This window comes from Streptomyces aureus (assembly GCF_000725495.1).
GTDB lineage: Bacteria > Actinomycetota > Actinomycetes > Streptomycetales > Streptomycetaceae > Streptomyces > Streptomyces aureus_B.
In genome coordinates this window covers 1-245 of the sequence record NZ_JNZD01000118.1, presented here as the reverse complement: position 1 = coordinate 245, position 245 = coordinate 1, and the positions used below count along the sequence as shown (strand labels likewise).

The following is a 245-nucleotide window of genomic DNA, read 5'->3' as shown; positions in this document are numbered from 1 at the left end:
TCACAGGCTGTTGGCGGTGATGTCGCCGTGGGCGGTGGTGGCGTGGATGGTCAGGGCGGGGGTGTCGCCGGTGTTCTTGAGCGTGTTGGCGATGCGGCCCAGGGTGGTGCCGGCGTCGAGGGTGGCGCAGACGCCGGGGGCGGCGGCGACGGTGATGTCGCCCTTGAGGGTGGTGAGGGTGAGGGTGCCGGGGGCGGCCTCGCCGACGGTGATGTCGCCGGCCTGGGCGCTGAGGGTGAGGGTCG

General features: G+C 73.5%; 1 pseudogene. It reads right to left on the bottom strand.

From position 1 onward, the window contains the following. Window positions 1-245 (bottom strand): annotated as a pseudogene (locus tag IO36_RS36225) (hypothetical protein); the annotation flags it as partial.